Source organism: Staphylococcus simulans, from assembly GCF_002902285.1.
Classification (GTDB): domain Bacteria; phylum Bacillota; class Bacilli; order Staphylococcales; family Staphylococcaceae; genus Staphylococcus; species Staphylococcus simulans.
This window is the reverse complement of sequence record NZ_PPRU01000052.1, coordinates 1-4,498: the sequence shown is the minus strand read 5'-3', so window position 1 is coordinate 4,498 and position 4,498 is coordinate 1. Positions and strand designations below refer to the sequence as shown.

The 4,498-nt window shown below is 35.9% G+C and carries 3 protein-coding genes; all 3 read right to left on the bottom strand.

What is annotated here, in order from left to right; genetic code table 11:
• Window positions 1–1,025 precede the first annotated feature (1,025 nt).
• Window positions 1,026–2,594, bottom strand: a complete 1,569-nt coding sequence (locus CD112_RS11600; protein ID WP_103364362.1) for a YfcC family protein — start codon at window positions 2,592–2,594, stop codon at window positions 1,026–1,028.
• A 490-nt stretch (window positions 2,595–3,084) separates the two neighbouring features.
• On the bottom strand, window positions 3,085–4,017 hold the full coding sequence (gene arcC, locus CD112_RS11595) for a carbamate kinase (protein ID WP_002480072.1): 933 nt from the start codon (window positions 4,015–4,017) through the stop codon (window positions 3,085–3,087).
• Between the two features lie 14 nt (window positions 4,018–4,031).
• Window positions 4,032–4,498 (bottom strand): Rossmann-fold NAD(P)-binding domain-containing protein (locus CD112_RS11590; RefSeq protein WP_506546932.1); only part of this gene is annotated, 467 nt, incomplete at its 5' end.

Sequence of the window (4,498 nt, the reverse complement as noted above, 5' to 3'; positions counted from 1 at the left end):
GTGCGGTTTTAGAAAAAATAACATTTTTTACTTTATGATAGTGATAACCACCAAGAAATTGTATGAAACCGTAATGATTGTAAAAAAATCTATAAAAATTTTAAGATTTTTCTTGACTATCAAAAAACATGATGCTAATATTTAGCCATGCACAAGACAAACACCTCTCAAAAAAGGAATCCAACTTTGATACAAATTGAGAGAAAAACAGGCCAAAGTCCAATTTGTATTTGCAGCTGTGAAAGGTGCGCGTACTGTGCAAGATTGAATTGCTGAGTTTATAAATAGAGATCGAACTTCATGAAGGTTTAACAGCACAGTAATTCAATTGACCTGACCGATTAGGTTTGTAGCTGGTAAAAAAATAACTAACGAAAGGCAATCTTTCGCATAACGGTTATATTATTTCTGGTTAGAAATCCAGTTAGACAAACATCGGTATTAGAAATTCACTCCTTCTTTAAGGATACAACTATTATTTACAAGTTCGTATCACAATGAGATATAGAAAATTTGTAATACAAAATTCGAGAGAAAAAGAAAATGAATTTTTATTTGAGACATAGAGAGAGAAATCGTCACAAATAGGATGCGTAAAAAAGTTAGTGTCCCTATTATTATTATTAAACACCATATAGGTGGGTTTAAATTGATGCAGTATGAGAAAAAGAGAATTACTGCAGCGGTTTAAACCACAGCTTTAAAATCAAGTAGAATTTTTTAAGATATGTTGGATGCGTATCATTAAAAATCATTAAATTTAATATTTTTTTATCATTCATAAGTGTGGAGGCTTATCGTAATTGTTTGCGATGAGCCTCTTTTATTTATACATAAATTTGTTATTCGTCAATGTAATAAAATATTACTTGTTCAGCGATCCAGTCACTATCACTTTTTTTACTGAATAGGTACACTAATTTTACTGTTTTACTAAAAAATCATGAGTTTCTTCCTATTATAAATGTAAAAGCAGAGACCTATTCAGATCTCTGCTTCAGAATACCTATTTAATTTTGTTTTAATTATGAGTAGATTAACACTTGTGTTACTAACATTGCACCACCGAATACAAGTACGAATACTACAACCGGCCATACGAATCGGAACCAGTGTGAGTATCTCATATCCAACATTTGTAATGTTGCCATTACAAGTCCTGTAGGTGCTAAGAATAACATTGCGTATTGTCCGAATTGATAAGCAGTTACAATAACAAATCTTGGAATACCAACAGTATCTGCTAGCGGTGCGAAAATCGGCATAGACAGTACTGCTAGACCAGAAGATGATGGTACGATAAATCCTAGGAAGAAGAAGATAATCAATAAGATAATAATGAATATCGGACCACTCACATGAGATACGATGTCAGATGAGAATTTCAAGATTGTATCTGAAATTAATCCTTCATTCATAACTAAGTTAATACCACGCGCTAAACCGATGATTAATGATACACCTACTAAACTAGAAGCACCATTAATAAAGGCATCGACTGTTCCTTTTTCTCCTAATCCTTGTTTACCCATACCTGCAATGAACATGATAATAATCGTTACAGATAAGAACATTGCGGCCATGACTGGGAACCACCAACCTTGAGTCATTACACCCCAAACCATAAGTGGGAATGGGATAACGAACAAGATTAAAATGATTTTCTTACGCCAAGTGAATTGATCCGCATGTGCATCTTTACCCATAACAGACCATTGTTCATTGAATTTCTCACGGTCTTCATAAGAGTAAGAAGCTTTTGGATTCTTTTTGATTTTTTGTGTATACCAATATAAATAACCAATAACAAAGATTGCACCAATGATACAACCTGCGATACGCCAGTATAGCCCTTCAGTGAAGGCAATACCTGCAGCGTTAGAGGCGATAACTACTGAGAATGGGTTAATTGTTGAGAAGGTTGTTCCGACGGAACTGGCCAAGAATATGGCCCCTACACAGACAATTGAGTCATAACCCATTGCTATGAATATTGGCACCAGTATTGGATAGAAGGCGACGGCCTCTTCTTCAATACCACACAAGGTTCCTCCGAGTACCATCAGGATAGAAACCATGAAGATGAGCATAAACTCATGACCTTTAGTCTTTTTCGTTAACGCAAGTAATCCAGATTCAAATGAACCACTGGCACTTACAACACCAATAAGTCCACCGAGTACAAAGATGAATACCATAATATCAACGGCTTCAATTGTTCCGTGAACCATTGCGCTTGTAATTTGGTCAGGTCCTGCTGGATTTTGTTTTAATCTTTCGTAAGTATCTGGGATAGAAATAGGTTTATTAATTGCGCCGGATTCAAACTGTTCTATGTTGATTTTGACGCCCATTTTATCTAATTCTTCTTGGGTTCCCGGCACTTTCTTAATTTCTTTATGAGGGTTTTCAATTTTTAATTGATCAGCCCCTGGTTCATAAGATAATTTAGAATACGCACCCGCTGGAATCAGCCATGTCGCAATAACAGCAACGATTGTTAAAATGAACAAAATGGCAAAGGCACCAGGCATACGAAGTTTAAATTTTTTCTTCTTTTTAGGGGGCTCTGTTGATTCTTTAGCAGCATCCATTTGATTTGCATAATCCATTATAATCATCTCCTTATAAGCAAGGGAATCTCAAAAATGCAGTTATCATATTCGAATGTCAGATAAAAAAGACAAGATACATTTTATTCAGCCCATACGCTTTATTTATATATTGGTTCCAGCTTCAAATGTCATAGAGACTATCGATAGATATATAGACTTTGACATTCTTCGGCTGTTAAATTTATATTCAAAAGCTATCCAACGCAGGACTTAAAAAAGTTATCAAAGATTAAAGTGTAAGAATACTCTTTATTTTTGCGTAAAATTTTTTTGAATCAGCGAGATCCGCTCATTCAAAATTCTGTGTATGATAGGACTTGAATATAAATTATGTAACAAAATATTTATAAAAGGCCTGAACAAGTTGTAACAAATGTGAGATTGTTCAAGCATGTTCAGGCACTTTTTATAATCAATATATCTGTCATGATTCACTATCTATTGAGCATTACCTACCATCAATAGCGAATTATTTTGTAATCACTGTACCCACTTTGCCTTCTAATGCAGCATCTAGATTTTCTAGAGAAGTAATGAGTACTTCGCCTTCTGGGTTCTTTTCAATGAATTGAAGAGATGCTTCAACTTTAGGTAACATACTACCTTTAGCGAATTGACCTTCTTCAATATATTTTTCCATATCAGCAGTAGTGACTTTAGTTAATTTTTCTTCGTTTTCTTTACCGAAGTTGATGAAGATATAATCGACTGCAGTTAAAATGATTAACTTATCAGATTTGATGTGTGCCGCAAGAATCGCACTTGATTTATCTTTGTCGATTACTGCGTCTACACCGTGTAAGTCGCCGCGGTCGTCTTTAACAACAGGGATACCGCCGCCACCACCAGCAATAACGAGTGATCCGTTATTGATTAAATCTTCAATACTTGGTAGCTCAACAATTTCAATTGGCTGTGGAGAAGGGACTACACGACGGTAGCCACGACCAGAATCTTCTACGAATGTGTATTTACGTTCTTTAGCAATTGTATCTGCTAAATCTTTGTCATAGAATTTACCAATTGGTTTTGTTGGATTTTCAAATGCTGGGTCTTCTTTAGAAACCACTGTTTGTGTGACTAAAGTCACAACAGGTTTCTTAATATCTAAATTGTGTAGTTCGTTTTGTAAACTTTGTTGTAGTTGATAACCAATGTACGCCTGACTCATTGCACCACATTCTGGGAATGGGAAGGCTGGACCTTGATCATGTTCTGCCGCAAAGTTTAATCCTAGGTTGATACTGCCGACTTGCGGACCGTTGCCGTGACTGATGACTACTTCGTGGCCTTTTTGAATCAATGCTACAAGTGATTTTGATGTGTTTTCCACTAGCTTTAATTGTTCTTGTGGGGAATTGCCTAAGGCATTTCCTCCTAATGCTACTACGATTTTAGCCATACTTTGTGTCCTCCTTATCCAATATCTCCTAGAGTCGCAACCATCACAGCTTTGATAGTGTGCATACGGTTTTCAGCTTCTTGGAATACAACAGAGTGTTTGCCTTCGAAGACTTCATCTGTAACTTCCATTTCTTTTAAGCCGTGTTTATCAAAGATTTGTTTACCGATTGTTGTGTCAGTGTTGTGGAAAGAAGGTAAGCAGTGTTCGAAGATAACACGTGGGTTACCTGTTTTTTCGATCATGTCTTGGTTTACTTGGTAAGGTTTCAATAATTTGATACGTTCTTCCCAAACTTCGTCTGGCTCACCCATAGATACCCATACGTCTGTGTAAAGTACGTCTGAACCTTTAACACCTTTATCAATGTCGTCTGTTACTAAGATTTCGCCGCCGTTTTCTTCAGCGATTTCTTTACAACGGTTCAATAATTCATCCGTAGGATTCAATTCTTTAGGGCAAACAAGGTTGAAACGCATAC

What these genes read in the sequence shown, in the direction of transcription:
- CD112_RS11600 (WP_103364362.1), bottom strand. Translation starts at nt 2,594, where the DNA reads ATGGATGCTGCTAAAGAATCAACAGAGCCCCCTAAAAAGAAGAAAAAA.
- arcC (WP_002480072.1), bottom strand. Translation starts at nt 4,017, where the DNA reads ATGGCTAAAATCGTAGTAGCATTAGGAGGAAATGCCTTAGGCAATTCC.